Here is a 21,267-nt window from a genome sequence, read left to right on the forward strand (position 1 = left end):
TTTAAGTGCTGCTTTGGGGAAAACAAAATGCACCGTAGTTCCTTGCCGCTCAACTGAATTCAACCTGAAATCAATTTCAAGCTGATTGCAAACCTGCTTGACCAAATATAGTCCCATTCCAGTGGCTGCTTGCTGTTGGCGCCCATTTTTACCCGTAAAACCAGCCTCAAAGACTCGTGGCAAGTCATCACTGCTGATCCCAATTCCGCGATCTTGGATCAACAGCTCACCGTCAACCAGTTTAAATGTCAATTTGGTCTTAGCTGTCGCATATTTTAACGAATTAAAAACGATCTGCTGCAAGCAAAAAGCCAACCATTTGCGATCCGTCAGCAGCTGCTGATTAACCGGCAGCAAAATTTCTGGCTGTAATTGTTTTTGAATAAACAAAATCGAATTATTTTTGATAATTTCAACTATTAGGGAACGCAAAGAAAAACTGCTAAACTGCAGATCATGATGGAAATCTGCTAGGCGCTCGTAATTGAGTAAGAGTTCCAGCTGATTTTCGATTTGAATTGTCTGCGTCAAAACAAGTTCACTGGCAATTTCAGCATCATTTTCTGCTGCTAATTTCAAAACTGTCAGTGGCAGCTTCATTTCATGACTCCATAAATTAAAATAAGTTTTACGCTGCTGATCACTCAGCTGCAATTGCTGCAATCTAGTTTCAAAAAGCTCCTGATTGCCCGCTAACACTTGATAATAGACTTGACTCAGTGCTCCGGGTGGCAAGCGTTTAGGCAGTTGATTTTGCTGATTAGCTGTCAAAAGCTGCTGCTGTGCCGAATTTTTACGCCAAAGTCGCCAGAACAGCCACAGTAGAAATGGCGCCCAGGAAAAACGCAGCAAATCGAGTGCTAATTGATTTCGATCATCCTTTAGCCAAACTAAGGCTTGTCCTAAACCAATCAACAATAAATAGGCCACGATTAATGGCAATTGATCCAGCAAGTTTTTCAGCCTAAACAAACTATTCTGTTTCATTTTTTTCAATTAGTCGATAGCCTCGCTTCCGTTCGGTAATGATTCGCTGCTGCAGGTTAGTCGGCATTAATTTTTTGCGTAATCGACTAAGATTGACATTCAGCACATTTTCATCAACAAATGCTCCGCCTTGCCATAACTCATTCATGATTTGTGTTTTAGTAACGATTTTACCATGATTTAAGAACAATAATTTTAAAATCACACCCTCAGTCGGTGTTAATTTAATTTGCACTTTTGAGGTTGCCAAAATATTGGTCAACAAATTCAGCTGATAATTTTCAAACTGCAAATTGTTGGCAGCCACCGGATTAAGTTGTGTTCGCCGCAGGACTGCCTGAATCTTTGAAAGCAAGACATTAACCGAAAAAGGTTTCGTCAAATAATCATCTGCTCCAAGAGCAATCGCCCGGATCGCATTAGGGTCCATGTCAGCAGCTGACAAAAAAATTAACGGGACTTGGGATAACTCACGCAATTTAGCTGTCCAATAAAACCCGTCATATAAGGGCAAAGTAATATCCATAATTACCAAGTCGGGGCGTTGGTCAATAATTTCCTGGGCAACAATCTTCCAGTTATCAACCGTTATAACTTGATAATTCCACTTATTCAAGCCCTTGATCAGGCCTTGAATAAGTGCTTGATCATCTTCAACAAGGAAAATTTTTTTCAAAGTCCTTTACCTCTTGTTTGTCATTTTGCTGCAGCTCAACTTAACTATTGAATTGTACAATAAATAATCCAATATTCAATAGAATCAACAATCCCAAAGCAATCAAATGAAAAACTTTGTGGTTCAGTAAAATAGCAATATATTCGCGTAAAAAAGCATTTGGAATAAAAAACTTACTAGTTTTAGCACCAATTCCATCAATCTTCAAACCAACATAACGTGCATAGCCAGCTGCTCGGAAAGTATGATAATCACTAGTTGAAAAAATACCAGCTGCTAATGGAATCTTTCTTGATTCAAGAATCTCCTTAGAAAACAGCATATTTTCATAAGTATTACGCGACTTGGTCTCCGCAATTAGAGTATAAGCTGTCATCCCATGTTTTAGCGCATATGCTTTCATTGCTTGACCCTCAGGCAATTTTTCATCTGCACCTTGACCACCAGAAAAGATGATTATCGGACGCTTGCCTGTTTTTTCAAATTGCTGATCCCCAAAATCTTTTGCTTTCATGATTCGTGAAGCCAATAGTGGTGATACACGTTCACCATTAATTAGACCGGCTCCCAAAACAATAATATATTGCTGGTTCCATTTGGGATGGAACAGCCGCGTAATTAAAAATGAAGTAATAAAGTTGACTAGCCAAAAAGCAAAGTAACCAACAAATACAGCCATCAATCCCATAACTGCCCATGAAATTCGTGGTGGAAAAATTGCGCGTAAAGCACGCGAAAAAACTGGGCTCAAAAGAATCGCTAAACCTAAGATCAGTGTCAGCATGTTACTTAAGGTATGACTTTCTTTGCGCCAAACAATAATGGCATTCCACAATAACAAGACGCCTAATGATAAATACAAAGCCACAATTGGAACTACAATAACTACCAAAGCAACTAACATTGCGTGTTCTAACCATGGAATCTGACTATAAGTAATCGTTAAAGCAAGTGCTGCCCCTAATAATAACAAGCTTAGATTTCCTAAGATCCCGTTAAGTAAGCGAAATTTATTCCGCTTTAAACTGAAAGCCAAGCCGCCAAAAAAAAACAAAAAAATCAACCAAGCTAAAATAACAAAACTTATTCCTGCGTTAATTTGCATCCTTTAAACCCCTTTATAATTGAATACTATCGTTATTTTACCATTATCCATTTGTTAAGCAGTAATTTTTTTATTTGACCAACGTAATAATTAATGCGATACTATTAACGGTGCCAAACCATGGTATAGGAAAGTGATCGGCGCAGTAATGCGTTCGGAAGGTCGCTGCACTTTACCGCAGACCAGATTGAATTTTCAATCTGGTCTTTTTTTGACCTGAAGACCTCAAGTTTAAACTTTCTTCACAATTTCTCTCACAAAAATTCACAAATTCTTCAAATTTAGTAAAGATAGCTAATCTTTGCTTAAGTTACGATCATTCCTGTTTTAAAAACGTTTTCAAAATTTTATACTGAAACAAGCTTGTAACAAAGGAGTCATGATTATGAAAAAAATACTTCACCATCCAGTTATGGACTTTTTGCTCAAAACAGTATTTTACTTTGCTATTTTACTATTTTTGCTTTATCTTTACGGATATTTTGGTGCTGGACAGGAACCATTTATCTATAACGAATTTTAATGACAGTTTGGGGGAATTTTAATGACAAAAACACTTGTCACTAAACTAATCAATGCATTACAAACAAATGATCAAAGGATTGTTTACACTGAGCAGCAAAAAAGTCATACCTATCGTGAACTAAAAGCAAAGGTTTTTAGTTTTGCTGCTTTTTTAACAACTAATTATCCTAATTCACGACCAATTTTGGTTTTTGGTGACCACCAATTTGAGATGATCGTTGCTTTTTTAGGTTGTGCCTTAACTGGTCATCCCTATATTCCAGTCGACTCAGCATCTGGAATTGAACGGATTAAATCAATTTTAACGACTGCTGATCCACAGATAGTTCTGCTGATCAGTGACTTCCCTTTTTCGCAAATATATCTTGAGAATCAGTTAGTGATTGATGATCAACAATTGCAAAAAATTTTTCAGCAATCGAAAAATACTTTTCAACCGAAAGAAATTGTTGAAAAGACGCCCTTTTATATTCTCTTTACTTCTGGCACAACCGGTTCACCAAAGGGGGTCCCAATCAGCCATGCAAACCTGAATTTGTTTTTAGAATGGCTATTAAGCCCAACATTTTCAATTCCTAAAAAAGCCAATTTTCTGGGTCAAGTTCCTTATTCTTTTGATGTTTCAAACATGTATTGGCTGCCAGCAATCTTACGTGGTGGTACGATCAAAGCTCTTTTTCATCAAGAAGTCGAAAACTTTGCCTATCTATTCCAGCAACTGCCGCAACTGGACTTAGATGTTTTTGTCGGAACACCTTCGTTAGCTGAAATGTTGTTATTGTCATCAGACTTTTGCCAAGCAAAAATGCCAGCTTTAAAATTATTCCTCCTCTGCGGCGAAGAATTGACCGTCAAATTAGCGACCAAACTAACTAATCGGTTCCCACAAAGCCGAATCTTTAACACTTACGGTCCTACTGAAGCCACGGTTGCAGTTAGCGCTTGGCAAGTTCAACCAGAAAAGCTTTCAACTGTTAAGCGACTTCCATTAGGGATCGCTGAGCCACAAGTTAAATTGTTGGTCTGGAACGATCACCAATTGCCAGTTCCAACTGGCGAACCAGGAGAAATTATCATCAGCGGACCATGTGTTTCGACTGGCTATCTTAATAATCCATCAAAAACCAAGGCTGCTTTTTTCACTTTAAATGATCAACCAGCTTATCGTACTGGCGACTTAGGTTATTTTGATCAATCCGGACTTTTGAATTACCTAGGCCGCAAAGATTTTCAAATCAAATTGCATGGTTTTCGCATCGAGCTCGATGAAGTTCGAGCAGCACTTGAGCAAAGCAGCGTCGTTAAGCAAGCCGTTGCGGTTCCCAAATACGGCTCTGATCAACGGCCCAGCCACCTGATTGGCTTAATTATTCCAGCCGATTTAACAACTGATCATCAATCGCTAATCGAGCAGATCCGCCAAGAGCTGTCAGGTAAGATCATGCCTTACATGCTGCCAAGTCAATTTATTTTCCAGAAAAGCTTTCCGTTGTCACCGAATGGAAAAATCGATGTGAAACGATTGATCAAGGAGGTCAACTCTTGACAAGCTTTTTAACTAATCTGCCGAACTTGAAAGTTTATGGCACACCAACTTATTTTATTTATTTATTGTTAGCGATCCTGCCGTTAGGAATCAGCCTTTACTATGGGAAACGATTGGTTAAATATGAATTTTTGGTCAATCTTGTCTTTTTGTTTTTAATGTTTGACGGCCAAAGTTTCCCTCAATTGCTGGCCTTGCTTGGCTTTTTATGCTGGCAGACTTTGATAGTTAAATTTTACCTTAACTATCGGCGACAAGCCAACCAAAGCAGCGTTTTCTACTTAGCAGTCTTTTTATCACTGCTACCCTTAGTCATTATCAAGGTTACTCCCGCCTTGATTGGACAAAATTCAATCATTGGTTTTCTAGGAATCAGTTATTTGACTTTTAGAGCTACGGGAACAGTCATTGAAACACGTGATGGAATGATTCAGGAAATTAAGACTTATCATTTCATTCGTTTCCTGGCTTTTATGCCAGCATTAACTTCTGGCCCAATCGACCGTTTTCGACGTTTTGAAAAAGACTATCAACAACTGCCGTCACGTCAAGAATATTTGCAAATGGTTGCCAAAGCGGTTAATTATTTGTTTCTTGGTTTCCTGTACAAATTCATCTTGGCTTATTACCTTGGAAGTCGTTTACTGCCAATTCTTGAAAAGCAGGCACTCTTCTATAGCCCACACTTTACCTGGTATTTGGTTGGCGTGATGTACGTCTATAGTTTAGATTTATTCTTTGACTTTGCCGGCTATTCATTATTTGCAGTTGCTATTAGTTATTTAATGGGCGTTAAAACCCCAATGAACTTTAATCAACCATTTATTTCCAAAAATATCAAAGAATTCTGGAATCGCTGGCATATGACATTGTCATTTTGGTTTCGCGACTATATCTTCATGCGCTTCGTCTTTATGGCAACTAAGAAGAAATGGATTAAAAACCGGCATTTGCTGTCCTCACTCGGCTATTTACTGAATATGCTGATCATGGGTTGTTGGCACGGTTTAACCTGGTATTACATTCTTTATGGGTTAATGCATGGTTTAGGCTTAGTTGTCAATGATTGGTGGCTAAGATATAAAAAGCAACATCTTAAATGGCTGCCACATAATAAGTTAACCACTGGGATTGCAATTTTTGTCACTTTTAATTTTGTAATGTTGAGTTTCTTGTTATTCTCTGGTTTTTTGAATCAATTTTGGTTTGGTTCTCACATTTTAAACAAATAAAAGAAAGTAGGGATTTTTAATGGATTTAGAGGAAAAAGTAATTAAAATTTTGGCTGATGTAACTGCTAATGATGAAGCAGAAGTTAAAGCAATGGGCGATCAGGATCTTTTCAAAAGTGGTTTTTTAGATTCGATGGCTACGGTTGAACTATTAGTAACTTTACAAGATGAATTGGGAATTAATGTACCAGTTTCAGAATTTGATCGGCAGCAGTGGAACACGATTACCAAAATCTGTAATCAAATAAAGGAGTTACAAAAGTGAAAACAAAACATTTGCTTTGGCAGATCTTTGGTCCTGTACTACTAGCAGTCTTATTAATAGCAATCTTGCTTAGTCTGCCGATCCATTACCGGAAAGTTTCTGCTCAGGAAATGCGAAAAGCCGCTGTTTCACTTGACACGGCAACTTTTAAAAATCAGTTTCTCAAGCAGAAAGCCCTGCAGAATAAAAAAGTCAATTACGTCCCTTTTTTTGGTTCAAGTGAGCTGGAACGCATGGATGAATTTCATCCTTCAGTCATGTCGGCTAAATATTATAATTATCGACCTTTCCTTTTGGGGAAAAAAGGTGCCCAGTCACTGCCGCAATTTTTAGCTATGGAAACCATTTTACCAGAACTGAAAAATCGTAAAGTTGTTTTTATTATCTCACCGCAATGGTTTGTTAAACAAGGGATCAGTCCTGCTGCCTTCAAATATTACAATGGCAGTTTGGCTGATTTGACTTGGCTTAAGCAGGCTAATCCCCATTCGGCTTATGATCGTTATTTGGCTCAACGCTTAATAACTCTGTTAGGGTCCAACGATGAAGTCTCCCAGTTAGCGGCCAAAATTGCTCAAGGACACCAGCTAAGTAGTCTCGATCAGCAACTGATCAGTGTCCAACATAATTTTTTATGGCATGAGGATGAATTATTCTCACGCTTTCGACCAGATGACAATTACTTAAACCGGATCAAGCCGCGCCTGAATAATCTGCCAACTAAATATAATTATCAAAAATTGCAAACTATGGCCCAGGCTGACGGGCAAAAGCACAGTACCAACAATCATTTTCGAATTCTTAATAAATTTTATGCACAACGGGTCAAGCCACATTACAAACTGTTGGCCGGTGCAGAAAAGCATTTCAGTTATTTGCAATCACCGGAGTATGCTGATTTAGAACTTGTTTTACATCAGCTGGCTAAACAGCATACGCAAGTCTTATTCATGATTCAGCCAGTTAATACTAAATGGACTGCTTATACCAAATTAAGCCTACCGATGTATTATCGTTCCGTTGCCAAAATCAAATTTCAATTGCGACAACAAGGCTTCGATCAGATTGCTGACTATTCACACGATGGCTCAATCCCTTATTTTATGCAAGATACGATCCATATTGGTTGGCTGGGTTGGGTCAAATTCAACCATCGTGTTAACAGTTTTATCCAAACTAAGCAGCCAGCTGTCCATTATCATTTAAAAAAGCAATTCTTAAGTCGCAAATGGCAGCAGTTAAAACCTGATCAACAGAACCTACAGCGGTTTGCAAGCCAGATTAACTAACTTTAAGGGAATTGATGACAAATGAAGAAGAAACTTTTATGGGGTCCATTGATCCTCATAGCTTTGGGATTAATAATTTTTGGTGGTTACCTAGTGCAAAGAAAACTAAAAACTAACCAAGCAAATGTGACTGCTGTAAAAAAAACTAAAACCAAGACGTCGGTGTTTAATCACGTAAATCAGCCAATTGATCACCTTAACTCGATTCAAAGGAAAACAGTTGCCAAATTATTAACTGATACTCACTTCAGTGGAACCTGTCTGCTGGTTAGAAATGGAAAAATTACTTTTTTAAAAGCCTTTGGCCAAGCTAATCTTAAAACCGATCAACCTAATCAGATAACTACTGGTTACCCAATAAACTCAGTTCAAAAATCGTTGACTGGTTATCTGATTATGCGTCTGGTTTTACAGCACAAATTGAACTTAAACCAGAAAGTAGGTGCATTTTATCCTAAAATTCCTGGTGGAAAAACTATCACTTTGCGAGAAATGCTCAATATGTGTTCAAGCTATCGTTTGCTTAAGCCCCTGAAACATCCAGCGAATGATCAGCAAGTAATCAATTATGATTTAGCTCATTTAAGTTATACGCCAGCCAAGATTGGTAAATATGATTACCAAGAAATCAATTATGTTTTGCTAGCTGGGATTGCTGAAAAACTGACCAAAACCAGTTATCAGCAATTAATTAATAAAGATTTGGTTCAGCCGTTGAATTTGGATCAAACAGGATTTTTATCAGTCAAAAGGGATCGCCAGCTACCAGTTGGATATACAATTAGCAACAATTCTCAGTCAATTGCCCAAAAAATTCAGCCGGCTGTCATCAGTAATGAATTAGGTGCAAGTAATATGTATATGTCAGCCCTAGATGTTTACCGCGTACAAGCTGCTTTAAGAAACGGCCAATTGCTGCCTGAAAAAGATGACCTCTATCTTTATTTGCAGACGCCGCATGATCCTTATACTGCTGGTATGTATCCAACACCGCAATACGATCGACTACATGGGATCGGTTTTGGCTTTGAAAGCAGCGTTGCCATTTCAAATAATGGCAAAAATGCTGTCGTTTTGCTTAGTAATCACTGGAACTCACACGCTATGATTCAAAACACGCTCCTGTCACAACTATATCAGCAAATTACAAACAATTTTTAAGCCAAACAACTAATTTTACTTTTAATCGTCCATTTTGCCGAATAAAAAGCAGTCACAGTCAACAAATTGTGGCTGTTTTTCTTAAATTTAATCAAATTTAGCTTGTTTCTTAAACTAGATTGTAATAAAATGACTTTTAAAAATCCAAGATCCAATTTAACTGGAGGAAAGCAAATTGATGAAACAAAATGTCGAATTGTGTATTAAAAACGGCCGAATTCTAAATGTTTTCAGACGCCAATTTGAAGATAAAAAATTATGGATCAATCACGGAAAAATCATTGCAACCGGTGAAGCCACCGATCTGAATGCTAACAGAACTTATGACGCTCAGCAGGCTTTTATTGTTCCGGGAATGATTGATGCTCACGTCCACGTTGAAAGCTCAATGGTTGCTCCCAGCGAACTAGGAAAAGCCCTGTTACCAACTGGCACCACAGCAATCGTTGCTGACCCACATGAAATTGCCAACGTTTGTGGTATTCCTGGAATAGAATATATGATCAAAGATGCTGCTCAAACCCCGCTAGATATTTTTTATATGCTCCCTTCCTCCGTTCCTTGCACACCATTTGAACATAACGGTGCAACTTTAACTGCCGCAGACTTGAAGCCACTTTACGCTGAACCGACTGTCAAAGGATTAGCAGAAGTAATGGACTTCCCGGCAGTTGTCAATGGTGATCCTGATCTGTTGCAAAAAATTCAAGATGCTCAAGCGGCTGGCTACCATGCTGATGGTCACGGATCTGGTTTAAACTCTCAGCAACTGGATATTTATCGCCGGGTTGGAATTGATACTGATCATGAATGCATGACCAAGCAGCAAGCTCAAACACGCTTAGCAGCTGGTTTTTGGACATTTTTACGCGAAGGCTCCGTCGAACGTGATTTGAATCAAGTCATTGAGGCTGTTAATGAAGGAAATGCACAACGTTTTGCTTTTTGCACTGATGATAAACTGATCAGTGATATTCTGGTTGAAGGCGGGATTGATCGCTGCATTCGGCTGGCAATTAAAAAAGGAATTCGACCTGAAACTGCCTATACTATGGCCAGCTACAATGCTGCTCAAGCTCATAAGTTAACGAACTATGGCGCTTTAAGTACTGGTTTTACTGCTGATTTAGTTGTGTTAGCTGATCTTAAAGCGGCCAGTGCGCGGCGAGTTATGAAAGCTGGCCAATGGATTACTCCTTCAAACACTCAGCCACTGGCATTTGATCAATCAACTGTTCATCACCAGCTACAACTTAAAGACTTGGAGTTAAAACCGAAAAGTCGCAATTGTCAGGTGATTGGAATCATTCCAAATCATATTGAAACTCAACGACTCCAACGAACTGTACCGCTTAATAATGGTTTGTTTTGCAACGACTTTGACCAAGATATTTCAAAAATGATCGTGGTTGAACGCCACCATAATCTAGGTACTTTTGGTTTAGGTTTGGTTCACGGATTTGGTTTAAAAAATGGAGCGATTGCAACCACTGTGGCACATGATTCGCACAATATCGTGGCAGTAGGAACTGACGATCAAGCGATTTACACGGCAATTCAAGCAATCACTAACTCCAATGGCGGCATCGCTGTTGCTCAACAAGATCAAATTTTAGCAATTATGCCGTTGCCAATTGCTGGTTTAATGTCGGCCAAGCCCTACGCAACTGCCGCTCAAGATTTGCAAGCAATTTCAACTGGTTATCAAAAAATAACTGGCAAAAAGACTGTTGATTTCAATCCTTTTATTACTTTGTCTTTTTTAACTCTGCCAGTTATTCCAACTTTAAAATTAACTGACCAGGGACTATATGATTTTGAGGCGGGAAAGTTTATTGATTTAGAGGTTGATTAACTTTCCCAAAGTTTGTACGCTAGATTTAAAAATAATTTGCAAGTTTGCTTGAAGTTGGAGGTCAATGCATTGAAAAAGATTTTAGTTTTACATACCGGCGGAACGATTGCTATGTCAGAAAATAAGAATGGTGGTGTCACTCCGACTTCACGGAATCCATTGGATGAGGCGCCAGATTTCTTTCACGGTCAAATCGATTTGCAAACCGAGGATGTCTTTAATTTACCTTCTCCTCATATCGGCCCGAAAGAAATGCTCAAAATCCAGCAAAGAATTTTGCGAGCTAGCGACCAGGGCTTTGCTGGAGTCGTCGTCACACACGGAACTGATACCCTCGAAGAAACAGCATATTTTTTGGATCTGACGGTACCTGATGAATTACCAGTCGTTGTCACTGGAGCAATGCGTTCAGCTAATGAAATTGGTTCCGATGGGTTGCATAACCTGCAGACCGCCATTCAAACAGCTGCTAGTGATGAAGCTAAAGGCAAAGGAGCTTTAGTCGTGATGAATGATGAAATTCATACTGCTCGTTTTGTTACGAAGACTCATACCACTAATGTAGCGACTTTTCAAACTCCTTCTTTTGGTCCAATTGGCTTAGTAACTAAGAAAAAAGTGATCTTCTTTGAAAAGTTGCTTTCGCATAGTTACCATCCCATTGATCAAGTTGTTGATCATGTCTACTTGATTAAAGCTTATGCTGGGATGGATCCCGAATTATTGCAGTTGATCGATCAGCCACAGACTAATGGAGTTGTCATTGAGGCGCTTGGAGCTGGCAATTTGCCGCCGCAAGTTTTGCCAGCACTTAAAAGTCTGCTTGACCAGCAGATTCCAGTAATCTTAGTTTCCCGGTGCTTTAATGGTATTGCTCAAGAGGTTTACGCTTATCAAGGCGGTGGTATCCAATTAGGCAAACTGGGTGTCACCTTCTGCCATGGCTTGAACGGTCAAAAAGCTCGCATTAAATTGTTAGTTGGTTTAAGTTATGGTTTAAAGGGCGCGGCCTTAAAAACTTATTTAAATGATGCAATTTCTTAAAATGACAATTAAAAATTATTAAGCGGGTAAAAGTTTTATGAGGAAAAATTTGGGGGTTTTGCTGGTTGGGATGTTGGTCAATATGGGTATCGGCTTGATCATGCCGATCACGACTTTATACTTACATAACCAGTTACAGCAAAAATTAGTTATTGCCGGCAACGTTTTGCTGGCCTTTTCGTTGGCAATGGTCTTAGGCAACTTATTAGGTGGCTGGTTGTTTGACAATTGGCGAATCAAACAAACTCATTACCTTGGCGGTGCTATTGTTGGTTTAAATTTGCTACTGCTCTTTCTTTTTCCACTGTGGCCTTGGTATGCTTTATTTGCGACCGGTTACGGCTGGGGGCTAGGAATTCTAAATTCTGCAGTCAATGGTTACATTGCCTTGTGCCAAAAACACACCCCCAATTTGTTTACTCAAGAATATTGGCTGGCAAATCTAGGCATGGGCTTAGCAACTTTTCTGTCAGGAGTTTTATATGCTGTTAATATTCGCTGGGTTTTCGGCGTTGCTTTCCTTTTATTTCTTTTAGCTTTAATAATCATCAAGGTTGTCTTTCAGGAGATCAAACCAGCAGTTGATCAAGCAAACAGCAAATTTTCTTGGCGGCAATTTGCTTTATTGCCACTTAAATTCTGGTTTATTTGTTGTTTGCTGGTCATTATTTGGCTTGGCTACGAGCAATGGAATAGCAATGTTTCAGTTTATATGCTGCAAAAAGGCATTTCTGTTCAAAAATATAGTTTTCTATTTACCATTTCAACTTGCGAGATCGTCTTATTTCAGCCACTCTTGGGTATTTTCTTTCGACCGACTTTTAAAAATGAAAAATGGCGCATCTTACTTGGCAGTGGCTTTTTTGCAGTTTCCTATCTCAGTTTGCTTCACGCCACTGTTTACCCGCAATTTGTTCTGGGAATTACTTTATTGTCGCTGGGAGATATCTTAACCTTAACGACCACTCCGGCAACACTGAATCGGTTTGCGACTGACCAAAATCGAGCAACAATTCAAGCTCTTGGCAGTACTGCCGGCTCACTGGGGCGGGCAGTAGGTCCATTATTTGGTGGTGCCTTAATTGAATTAAGCGGTTTTGATTTAACATTTCTGATTTTATTTGCAGTTCATTTGCTAATGGTGCTATTAGGGAGTTTTATTTTACGGACTAAAAGTGATCGTTAAACTTAAAATTAACTAACGAAAGACCGACTACGTTAACCTAGTCGGTCTTTTGATTGGTCATCATTTATCAACGCCAAGATTTTGGATTACAAACTCTTTTAAAACTACTGCTTGATCTTTTGCTGCAAACAAACAGCTCACGTTTTGTTGATTAGACTAAAATTTGGCTGAAAATCAATGTTTGCTAACTGCCAACCAGCTTTTGAGATGCTTTTTCAGATACTTGTATCTAATTGGTTCGGTTTTCGGTGTTAAGCTGCTTCCCCAGCTCTCTAAGTTATGCATTAAATTTTCAAGTGCTGCTTCAAAGGTCCTGGTTTCTAATTCTCCAAAGTATTGCTGCTTGATCTTCAATAAATTTTGATATGCACCAGGATACGATTCAGCTTGTTGTTGCGCCAAATCAAAATTATCCAATAAAAGTTCAGTTGCTAAACGCACCGATCGATAATTCATCCAATCCGTTCCTTTCTCAACTTGCTAATTTCGTTAACTAGACTTAATCAGTAAAACAGCAACATTTTTAAAATCAAAATTTCAATTATTAATTTAAGCAACCTTTTCTTAATTTTCTGGAGATTCACGCTGATCTTACTCCTCTTTGAACTAAAACAAAACTTCAGCTGGTTTTAAATTTTTGCCAAAATAGATCCAGGCCAAAACTGGTCTTTAATGGAGCTTTGCCGGTTAGCTTAAAGGTCCGTTGCCCGTTGGCCCTTCTTTGTGCCCGCAGACAAAGCAACCGAATTTCTGGATCTTGATCCAACAGCTGCCAGTACTCATATTGAAAACTGACACTGACAACCAGGACTTGCCGTTCAACCAATCCCTTGGTGATTTGATAATTGATGATCGAGCCTTCATGTTCATTCGTCGAAGTAAATGATTCATTCAGCAAAACAAGTGCTGAGCTTGCCAAACAGTTAACCAAATCAGCCATTCGTTGTAATTCAGCAGCTAATTTCCCATTTTGAATTGTTTGATCTTCTTCACGTTTAAAATGAGTCAAAACTTGTTTGACAGGCTTCAAGCAAAAGTTTTGTGCACATACAAAACTTCCTGCTTCGGCTAATAAGGCTGCCTGCCCCAAAGCCCGTAAAAAAGTCGTCTTACCACCTTGATTAGCACCACTAATCAAAACAACATTGCTATTTTTTTGCTCGATACAATTACCAATTATTTCTTTACCGTTAAGTTTCAATAATAACACCAGATTTTTCAAATTCTCTGTTTTCAAGGCTGATTGATAAACAGGCCAGCAAAATTCGCCTGATAATTTTTGTGCTAAATTAGTCAAGCCTACGAGCCAAGCCGTTTGCAGCTCTAATTCAGCAAAAAATTTTTTTAAGTTCGAATAAACTGTCAGCAGCGTCGTTGCACTCCCCCAAGTTGCGCGATTTTCAAGTCTTCCTAATGCATTTAAGGCATTATCATCACGAATCGGAATCTCAAAGGTCACCTTCCTTTGGCTTAATGCTAATGGTGCTAGCCATTTATGCCAGTGAATAAAACGCCGTTGGGTGATTTGCGAGTCAAGCTGCGCCGTTAATTGACTATTAACCGCATAGGCACGGCTTTTTTTTAAATCACGCAGCAATTTTTGCATCTTGGCCAATTTTCCTTGATCAAAAGCTTGCTTTAACTGGTGGTTCAGTTTTAACACTCCTGCTGGCAATTGAAATTGATCCAGCTCTAAGGCCATGATCTGTTCAATCGCAGAGAGATAAAGCTGACAAGCACTGATGCAGCTAGAAAAAGCAGCGATTGCCGACTCTTTGCCCATAAACCACCAACTAGTTTTGACGTTAGCAATTGCAGTTTGAACAACTTGATAAATTTTTCGAACAATTTGAGGATGTTCCAGAAAAAAGGCTGCTGTCGCTTGACGATCTGCTAAGTCAGTTTTTTCCATGATCGGATCAAATAAGCTTTGTAAAAACACCATCGCAATCAATTGGTCGTCGTCACTAGCAGCTTGAATGATGGGCTCAAGTTCTAAATCAGCTATGATATTTTTTTGCAACTGGTTCGGTTTCCAATTGCTCTGCCATTTCAAGTTGGTTCCGATTAATTCAACTTTCATCTGCTCCACCTCGTTTGATCTCTGCTGCTGTTAAATGGTAGCTCTTCAGTAGTGAAATTGCATAAGCCTGGTTGTTAGGCTGACCCCTAATGATTTTAAATGTCCGCTTAGTTGTTTGAATGCTAACTTGACTTTGCATTGAGACAGTTCGTGGCAAGCTACTTAATTTGGCTAAAAAGGTCACATAAACTCCTGTGACACCTTTTTTGATCAACCGCTGGAGGATAGTCGTTCCCATCTGTTCAGCATCAACAACGGCAGTCGAAGAAAAAAGCTCATTGAAGATCACCAATGTCTGTTGATCACTAGCTGTAACAATTTGATAGATTCGCTCAATATCCGCGGCCAGTAATCCAGTCAATAAACTAGCTTTTTCCTGTCGTTCAAAATGAGTAAGAATTTGCCTTTTGATCGTCAAAGCTGCCTTTTTTCCCGGAATTGGCATTCCCAGCTGGAAAAGATAATAATCCGCGCCAACCATCCGCGCAAAAGTTGTTTTTCCGCCCTGATTTGGGCCAGAAACGATCAAAAAATTTTCCTCAGGCTGCAGCGTAAAATCATTAGTGATAATTTTTGGGGGTGCCATCGTAATCAAAGCCAGATCAAAGCTAGCGGTCACAGTATTGGCGGTACTCGCAGTGACTGGTTGCGGATAGCAAAAGTTCACCTGATAGGTTTGCCTAATTTGCTGCTGATATTTGATTACAGCTGTGTAAAAATTAAATTCTTGGGCCACGCGTTCAATGACTGGATCAGCAAATTCAAAATACTCCTGATAAAAGCGACTCAATTCGCGAAATTCAGCTGGATAAACCTTAGCTAAGGAATGTAAGATCAAAACTTGTAAATTGTTAATCCCAGATTCTTGAGGAATTGGTTTAATTAAATCATTTTGAACAACTGATTGGGAGTTTAATAATGGTGCAAAGCTTTGTTTTAATAAATCATTCAATGGCATCCCTTGATCAATTTTTTGACTGACCGTGATTTTAGCTCCACTGATTGTCAATGAATAATGTAGATCTTGCATTTTCTGCGTTAAATCAACAATTTCTGCTTGCAGCTGTTTAGTAGGATCAGCTTGAAAAAACTTATGCAAGTATAAACACCAACTCCTTAAGCCGGCACTCTGACATGCCAGCTGATCAAGGGCTTTCAGCAACTTGGCCAATGACTTGAGATTTTGCTGTAAGATGATCAGTAATTCATAATTGCGGATCTCACCGTCATAATGGTAGCTGATCTCTGCTTTAAATCGCTGATGGCCAAGAAATTCCCTTTCAAACTGATTGACGGTTGTCAAAACGGGCTGTCGAACCAGATCTTGAAAAATGGCTTGCCGATATTTAATTTCGCTGTCATTGGTCAAAGGATGTTTAAAAATTTCACTCAAATCTTGGATGCTTTTTTGCTGAATTGCTTTGAAGACTTTCATTAACTGCAAATCTTTTAAAGTCGCTGGTGTTGGCTGCGCTAATTCTGATTGCTTGGTATGCAAATACAAAAGACTAGTAAACATTTTCTTCACTCCCTTTTAAACAAAAAACGTCTGTTTCAAGGCCCTAATTTGAAAAGGCCTTAAACAGACGTCATTAATAAATTGGTTTAACGGTGAACGTCATCACCTAAAATCAATAAGTTCAATTTTAATCAAAATCAACACTATTCGGAAAATGAGCTAAACGAGCATTGTCCTCTCCTAATTCTTCTTCGATTCGCAATAATTGGTTGTACTTTTCGACCCGTTCTGAACGTGCCGGCGCACCTGATTTTAATTCTGCAGCATTCGTTGCCACCGTAAAATCGGCAACAAAAGTATCACCTGTTTCACCTGAACGATGAGAAATCATTGTTGTATAGCCATTCTTGCGTGCTAAGCGAATTGCCTCTAAAGTTTCAGTGACTGTCCCAATCTGATTGAGCTTAATCAAAATTGAGTTAGCCATTCCTTGTTTAATTGCTTGCCGAATCAATGCTGGATTGGTGCAGACTGGATCATCGGCCACGATTTGAACTCGCTGGCCATATTTTTTCGTGAAAGCAGCAAAATTATCCCAGTCTTCTTCGCCATAGGGATCTTCAATGGAAATAATTTCTGGGAATTTATCCAGCAAATGAACGTAGTATTCACCCAGTTCAGCTGGAGTATAAGTCTTACCCTCAAAATCATAATTCTTAGTATCATGGTTATAGAAATAAGAAGCAGCCGCATCAAAAGCAATGGCAATCTCTTTTCCTGGCGTATAGCCAGCTTTAATGATCGCATCGTGCAGCATTTGCAAAGCTTCCTCTGATGAATCAAGATCCGGAGCAAAACCACCCTCATCACCAAGCCCGGTTGTATAACCCGCTGCTTCAATAACTTTCTTCAAAGTATGGTAAGTGTTAGCAATTTTTTCAAAACCATCACGAAAGCTCTGACGCTCAACTGGGGTAATCATGAACTCTTGAATATCAATCTGGTTATCAGCATGCTCACCGCCATTAATCACGTTGTGGAAAGTCTGCGGTAATTCTAGATCAGTACCGCCTAAATAACGATAAAGTGGCTGTTTGGTTGCTTTAGCAGCTGCCCGGGCAACGGCCATTGAAACTCCTAAGATAGCGTTGGCACCCAAACGGGCTTTATTGGGAGTCCCATCGAGGTCGATCATCGTTTGATCGATTTCAGCCTGATTAAATGGATTTGAGCCATGCAAAGCCCGATCGATTTCGGTGTTAACGTTTTTAACCGCTTTAAGAACCCCTTTTCCTTGGAGCCGCTCGCCTCCATCACGCAATTCAACCGCCTCTTTTTCACCAGTTGAAGCTCCTGAAGGTACCTCGGCCCGACCAAGCGTTCCATCTGATAGAATTACATCAGCCTCAATCGTCGGATTCCCTCTTGAATCGAAAATTTCGCGTGCCTTGACAGTATCAATAAATAATGACATTTTCTTCTCTCCTTCCAAATCAATAAGCATAAAAAAGGCGTCTACTAAGCTATCTAAATAGTTTAGTAGACGTCATCAGGTCATTTGCTTACGATCATTTAATAGGTGAACGTCATCACCTTTATTTCATTTTGAATATACTCTTTTTTTAGCGAAAAGGCAACTGGAATTCATCTTAGAATAATAAAAATTTAATATTTAGCTTGGAAATATTTTTAATTGCCGCCTTGCTAGCGCAGGAGTATAATTAAACCAGCATTTTTTACTGCACTAGTGTACGCATAAGAACTAGACTAAGAGATCATTGACACCTGTTTTATTGAATAAAAGACAGATGTTTTTTCAGGAGAGAGAATTAATGGAAAAATTTAAGTGCTTATTTAGCATCGGTATTTTCGGCGCTTTAGGTGGGATTTGTCGCTATTTGATCGGCCTACAACTCGATTATCGTGGTGATTTGCTGGTCAATTTGCTAGGTTGTTTTTTATTAGGCTTTTTAACTTATTTTTGGTTGAATTTTCGTGAAATAGCCAATTGGCTGTCACTTGGATTAGGAACTGGTTTTGTTGGCTCATTTACAACTTTCTCAAGCTTTTGCCTGGATAATTTAAAATTATTGCTGGCTGGCCAAAACCTAGCTTTACTGCTTTACTTGCTGATCAGCATTGCTGGCGGTTGGATCGCCGCATTAATTGGAATCAAAGCCGGAACAGAGATAGGACGGCGATTCAGCCAATCAGGGGAGGAAGACGACTGATGTTACTAATGATGATTGGCTTAGGTGCCGCCTTAGGTTCCATCGGTCGCTACCTGATCACTATCCGCCTAAAAAAAGTTTCTGGCTGGCCACTCGCAACTTTGTTGATCAACTTATCTGGGGCATTTGCCTTAGGATTATTATTTGGCCTTAATCTTCTTCCAGACGTTTATAAAATCCTAGGTATCGGTTTTTTCGGCGGCTATACAACATTTTCAACTTTTAACGTTGAATTACTGGCTTTGCATCACTCGCAAGCGCGCCGACTGGAATTATTTTATGGTTTAACTAGTTATTTAGGTGGCTTATTATTAGTAACCCTGGGCTTTTGGAGTAGCAAAATGTTTTAACTTTTGAAAAAATTTAGGAGAAATGATGAACTACTACAGTACTTTTGCTTCACCACTTGGAATGATTTATCTGTTAAGCAGTCCTCAAGCTTTGCAGGGCTTATGGTTTTTTGACCAAAAGTACTTTTCAGCTGAACGCCAGCTGAAATCAGCTATCAATGATGAAACACCAGCTATTTTAATGACCAAAAACTGGCTGAAAGCTTATTTTGCTGGTCAGCATCCGGATATTACGCAATTAGAGCTAGCCCCAACAGTCAGTTCTTTTCAGCGACAAGTCTTGAGAGTTTTAAGCAAGATTCCTTATGGACAAACTGCAACTTATCAAGAAATTGCTGCTAAAGTTGTTGCTGGGAAAAGCAATCCGCATCATTATACGCGTGCAGTTGCTAACGCCATTGCGCATAATCCATTGGCGATCATCATCCCCTGCCACCGTGTCATTGGTACTAATGGTCAGTTAACTGGCTACGCTGGTGGAATTAGCCGCAAAAAAACGCTATTAAAATTTGAAAATCCATTTTTAACTATTAAAGATTAACTTTAACTAATAACTTAGGCTGGCCAGACAATAAGTTCAAATTACTTTTTAATTCCGTAAAAGTGCAGATACGATAATTTGACGCTAATTGCAACTGATTTTGTGAAACTGACTTGACAAGTTGAGTTAATAAATAATGCCAAGTTTGGACCGATAAAGTTTGATTCCACTGTCGCAAAAAAACCAGTCAAGTTTAAGATCCGCTCGTTCTTTGAAAACTGCTACTGGAATCTGATTACCTGACAGTAAACCAACACTTAAAAAATTTCCTTTAAATTTAGTTGCTTTTACAACTTGCCGACCGATTAAGTCGCCAACAGAATCAATGGTATAATCATAAGCTTGAATTGGCAGCTTCTCACCGGTCAGATAAACTCGGTGAGATCCTTGAGCCACTAAAGCTGCTCTTGATTGCTCAGAACGAGTAATGACATCAACTGCACAAGCTAATTTTCTACACAATTGGATTAACAAATAGTTTAGCTGTGAATTCCCACCTGAGAGCAAAACCCGTGTTTGTGGTTTAATTTCCATTGCCCGGTTGACGATTAAAAAAGCCGTTAATGGATTAATATACATCCGACAAGCAGCTTCAGCCGGCAGCTCTTCAGGAACCTCAACTAAAAACTTTACCCGTGTTTTGACTTGTGTTTGCCAAGTTCCTTCACCCCGCAAAGGCAAAACACGTTTATTTAGCCAAGTAGTTGCAACTTTTGAGCCAACTGCAGTTACTCGGCCGACCCCTTCATAGCCAACAAACTGTGGCAAGCTAATCCTTGCTGCATAGGCGCCAGTTACCGGAATTAAATCTGACGGATTGACCGGAAACATTTCCATTTTAACTGAAACTTCGTCGGCCGCTAATTTTGGCAGACTCGTTGAGCAACATTTGAGTTGTTTAATTGGCTGTCCATATGAATTATAAAAAAATCCTGCTTTCAACGCCGTCCCCTTTCGCTAGTTAATCAATGACTACTTTAGTTCCATATTGAATATTTTGATAAAACCATTTGGCATCGGCAACCGATAAATGGATACACCCATGTGATGTTGGCCGCTTCCCCAAATCTTCCGCCACTGATTGAATGTAGTTTCCCTGTGAGTCAGTTGGAACGGAATGAAATAAATATACTCCATGATACAGCCAAGAAACGTAATAATAAGCACCTTCCGCTTGTTTGGCACTATAAAAGTAATAGCCACGTTCAGCTTGAATATAATAAGTGCCACGCGGTGTCCGGTTATCAACCCCGGTTGAAGCATACATTGTATATAATGGGGATTTATTTATTACTCCCATTCATTAAATAAACCCGCTGTTTTTCAATGGACACGTGGATCCACAAATTAGGATATTGGCTGACCACTGGATAAGCAAGTGTTTCTGAAGACAACTGCCAATTCATTGGCCGCCGCATTTGTTTTGGATCTTTTAACTGTTGCTGAGTACTTATCTTTTTGACAGTTGCCGACTGCGTTTTAGCAACTGCCTACTGGCTAATTTTCTTCGATTTAACTTGCGACTTGTGAACAATTTTGTTAGTGTTGGTTGAATTCGAGGCTGTCTTTTGCCGTCTAAAATAACCAGTCGTTCGAATAAGCAATATGCCACTTAACAAAAAAATAACTATCATCAAGCAAATTTTAGCTAAATGATCTTTCTTCAACAATTTCAGCACCTCAAATTAATCTTAGACTAGCACCATGGTCTCCCCCTCAGGCAATCTGAGAA

At 39.2% G+C, this 21,267-nt stretch carries 20 protein-coding genes, 1 pseudogene and 2 riboswitches; of the genes and pseudogenes, 12 read left to right on the forward strand and 9 right to left on the reverse strand.

All coding sequences use genetic code 11. From position 1 onward, the window contains the following. The 3 genes from ON15_RS09790 to ON15_RS09800 form a co-directional block, all read right to left on the reverse strand. Positions 1 to 987, reverse strand: a 987-nt coding sequence (locus ON15_RS09790) for a sensor histidine kinase (RefSeq protein WP_235720456.1), incomplete at its 3' end; no start/stop codon positions are given. Then, positions 974 to 1,663 carry a response regulator transcription factor gene (locus ON15_RS09795; RefSeq protein ID WP_010581317.1) on the reverse strand — a complete coding sequence of 230 codons (690 nt, stop codon included), beginning with the start codon at positions 1,661 to 1,663 and terminating at the stop codon, positions 974 to 976. The genes ON15_RS09795 and ON15_RS09790, both read right to left, overlap by 14 nt. Positions 1,664 to 1,703: 40 nt before the next feature. Further along, on the reverse strand, positions 1,704 to 2,768 hold the full coding sequence (locus tag ON15_RS09800) for a YdcF family protein (protein WP_010581318.1): 1,065 nt from the start codon (positions 2,766 to 2,768) through the stop codon (positions 1,704 to 1,706). Positions 2,769 to 3,150: 382 nt separating this feature from the next. On the opposite strand from ON15_RS09800, the gene ON15_RS09805 reads away from it, so the two are divergent. The 9 genes from ON15_RS09805 to ON15_RS09845 all read left to right on the forward strand — a co-directional run bounded on the left by ON15_RS09805 (position 3,151) and on the right by ON15_RS09845 (position 12,871). Then, on the forward strand, positions 3,151 to 3,291 hold the full coding sequence (locus ON15_RS09805; protein ID WP_026049576.1) for a teichoic acid D-Ala incorporation-associated protein DltX: 141 nt from the start codon (positions 3,151 to 3,153) through the stop codon (positions 3,289 to 3,291). Positions 3,292 to 3,312: 21 nt separating this feature from the next. Then, a complete protein-coding gene (gene dltA / locus ON15_RS09810; RefSeq protein WP_010581320.1) occupies positions 3,313 to 4,839 on the forward strand; it encodes a D-alanine--poly(phosphoribitol) ligase subunit DltA in 1,527 nt (508 codons plus the stop codon). Further along, positions 4,836 to 6,071 (forward strand): D-alanyl-lipoteichoic acid biosynthesis protein DltB, encoded by a 1,236-nt coding sequence (gene dltB, locus ON15_RS09815; protein WP_010581321.1) that lies wholly within the window; start codon positions 4,836 to 4,838, stop codon positions 6,069 to 6,071. The genes dltA and dltB overlap by 4 nt, the downstream gene beginning before the upstream one ends. Before the next feature lie 19 nt (positions 6,072 to 6,090). Beyond that, complete coding sequence (dltC, locus tag ON15_RS09820) at positions 6,091 to 6,336, forward strand: D-alanine--poly(phosphoribitol) ligase subunit DltC (RefSeq protein WP_010581322.1); 246 nt, start codon at positions 6,091 to 6,093, stop codon at positions 6,334 to 6,336. Continuing rightward, positions 6,333 to 7,625, forward strand: coding sequence for a D-alanyl-lipoteichoic acid biosynthesis protein DltD (gene dltD / locus ON15_RS09825; RefSeq protein ID WP_010581323.1), 1,293 nt, complete (start codon positions 6,333 to 6,335; stop codon positions 7,623 to 7,625). Before dltC ends, dltD begins: the two co-directional genes overlap by 4 nt. A gap of 21 nt (positions 7,626 to 7,646) precedes the next feature. Then, positions 7,647 to 8,786, forward strand: coding sequence for a serine hydrolase domain-containing protein (locus ON15_RS09830; RefSeq protein ID WP_010581324.1), 1,140 nt, complete (start codon positions 7,647 to 7,649; stop codon positions 8,784 to 8,786). 178 nt (positions 8,787 to 8,964) lie between these two features. Next, positions 8,965 to 10,641: an adenine deaminase gene (gene ade, locus ON15_RS09835; protein ID WP_010581325.1), complete on the forward strand. Its 1,677-nt coding sequence runs from the start codon at positions 8,965 to 8,967 to the stop codon at positions 10,639 to 10,641. A gap of 69 nt (positions 10,642 to 10,710) precedes the next feature. Beyond that, positions 10,711 to 11,685 (forward strand): asparaginase, encoded by a 975-nt coding sequence (locus tag ON15_RS09840; protein ID WP_010581326.1) that lies wholly within the window; start codon positions 10,711 to 10,713, stop codon positions 11,683 to 11,685. Positions 11,686 to 11,722: 37 nt separating this feature from the next. Next, positions 11,723 to 12,871, forward strand: coding sequence for an MFS transporter (locus tag ON15_RS09845; protein WP_010581327.1), 1,149 nt, complete (start codon positions 11,723 to 11,725; stop codon positions 12,869 to 12,871). A gap of 174 nt (positions 12,872 to 13,045) precedes the next feature. Here ON15_RS09845 and ON15_RS09850 read toward each other — a convergent pair whose 3' ends face one another. The 4 genes from ON15_RS09850 to eno all read right to left on the reverse strand — a co-directional run bounded on the left by ON15_RS09850 (position 13,046) and on the right by eno (position 17,887). Beyond that, entirely contained in the window at positions 13,046 to 13,327 is a 282-nt protein-coding gene (locus ON15_RS09850; RefSeq protein WP_010581328.1) for a hypothetical protein, read from the reverse strand. 163 nt (positions 13,328 to 13,490) lie between these two features. Further along, positions 13,491 to 14,954: a MutS-related protein gene (locus ON15_RS09855; protein WP_010581329.1), complete on the reverse strand. Its 1,464-nt coding sequence runs from the start codon at positions 14,952 to 14,954 to the stop codon at positions 13,491 to 13,493. Next, entirely contained in the window at positions 14,944 to 16,473 is a 1,530-nt protein-coding gene (locus ON15_RS09860; RefSeq protein ID WP_010581330.1) for a MutS-related protein, read from the reverse strand. The genes ON15_RS09855 and ON15_RS09860 overlap by 11 nt, the downstream gene beginning before the upstream one ends. 57 nt (positions 16,474 to 16,530) lie before the next feature. Further along, positions 16,531 to 16,589, reverse strand: a riboswitch (Fluoride riboswitch). Between the two features lie 11 nt (positions 16,590 to 16,600). Then, positions 16,601 to 17,887, reverse strand: coding sequence for a phosphopyruvate hydratase (gene eno / locus ON15_RS09865; protein WP_010581331.1), 1,287 nt, complete (start codon positions 17,885 to 17,887; stop codon positions 16,601 to 16,603). A 59-nt stretch (positions 17,888 to 17,946) separates the two neighbouring features. Beyond that, positions 17,947 to 18,016, reverse strand: a riboswitch (Fluoride riboswitch). A gap of 229 nt (positions 18,017 to 18,245) precedes the next feature. On the opposite strand from eno, the gene ON15_RS09870 reads away from it, so the two are divergent. From ON15_RS09870 to ON15_RS09880, 3 genes are read left to right on the forward strand one after another with little or no spacing between them, the layout of a single operon-like run. Beyond that, positions 18,246 to 18,644, forward strand: a complete 399-nt coding sequence (locus ON15_RS09870) for a fluoride efflux transporter FluC (protein ID WP_010581332.1) — start codon at positions 18,246 to 18,248, stop codon at positions 18,642 to 18,644. Beyond that, positions 18,644 to 18,994 (forward strand): fluoride efflux transporter CrcB, encoded by a 351-nt coding sequence (gene crcB / locus ON15_RS09875; RefSeq protein WP_010581333.1) that lies wholly within the window; start codon positions 18,644 to 18,646, stop codon positions 18,992 to 18,994. The genes ON15_RS09870 and crcB overlap by 1 nt, the downstream gene beginning before the upstream one ends. Before the next feature lie 22 nt (positions 18,995 to 19,016). Then, positions 19,017 to 19,535, forward strand: coding sequence for a methylated-DNA--[protein]-cysteine S-methyltransferase (locus ON15_RS09880; protein ID WP_026049577.1), 519 nt, complete (start codon positions 19,017 to 19,019; stop codon positions 19,533 to 19,535). Positions 19,536 to 19,661: 126 nt separating this feature from the next. On the opposite strand, the gene ON15_RS09885 is transcribed toward ON15_RS09880, so the two are convergent. Both ON15_RS09885 and ON15_RS12340 read right to left on the reverse strand, forming a co-directional pair. Then, positions 19,662 to 20,477, reverse strand: a complete 816-nt coding sequence (locus ON15_RS09885; RefSeq protein ID WP_010581335.1) for an alcohol dehydrogenase catalytic domain-containing protein — start codon at positions 20,475 to 20,477, stop codon at positions 19,662 to 19,664. 19 nt (positions 20,478 to 20,496) lie between these two features. Beyond that, a pseudogene (locus tag ON15_RS12340) lies at positions 20,497 to 21,007 on the reverse strand (L,D-transpeptidase); the annotation flags it as partial. Positions 21,008 to 21,267 lie beyond the last annotated feature (260 nt).

This window comes from Liquorilactobacillus vini DSM 20605 (genome assembly GCF_000255495.1).
GTDB lineage: Bacteria > Bacillota > Bacilli > Lactobacillales > Lactobacillaceae > Liquorilactobacillus > Liquorilactobacillus vini.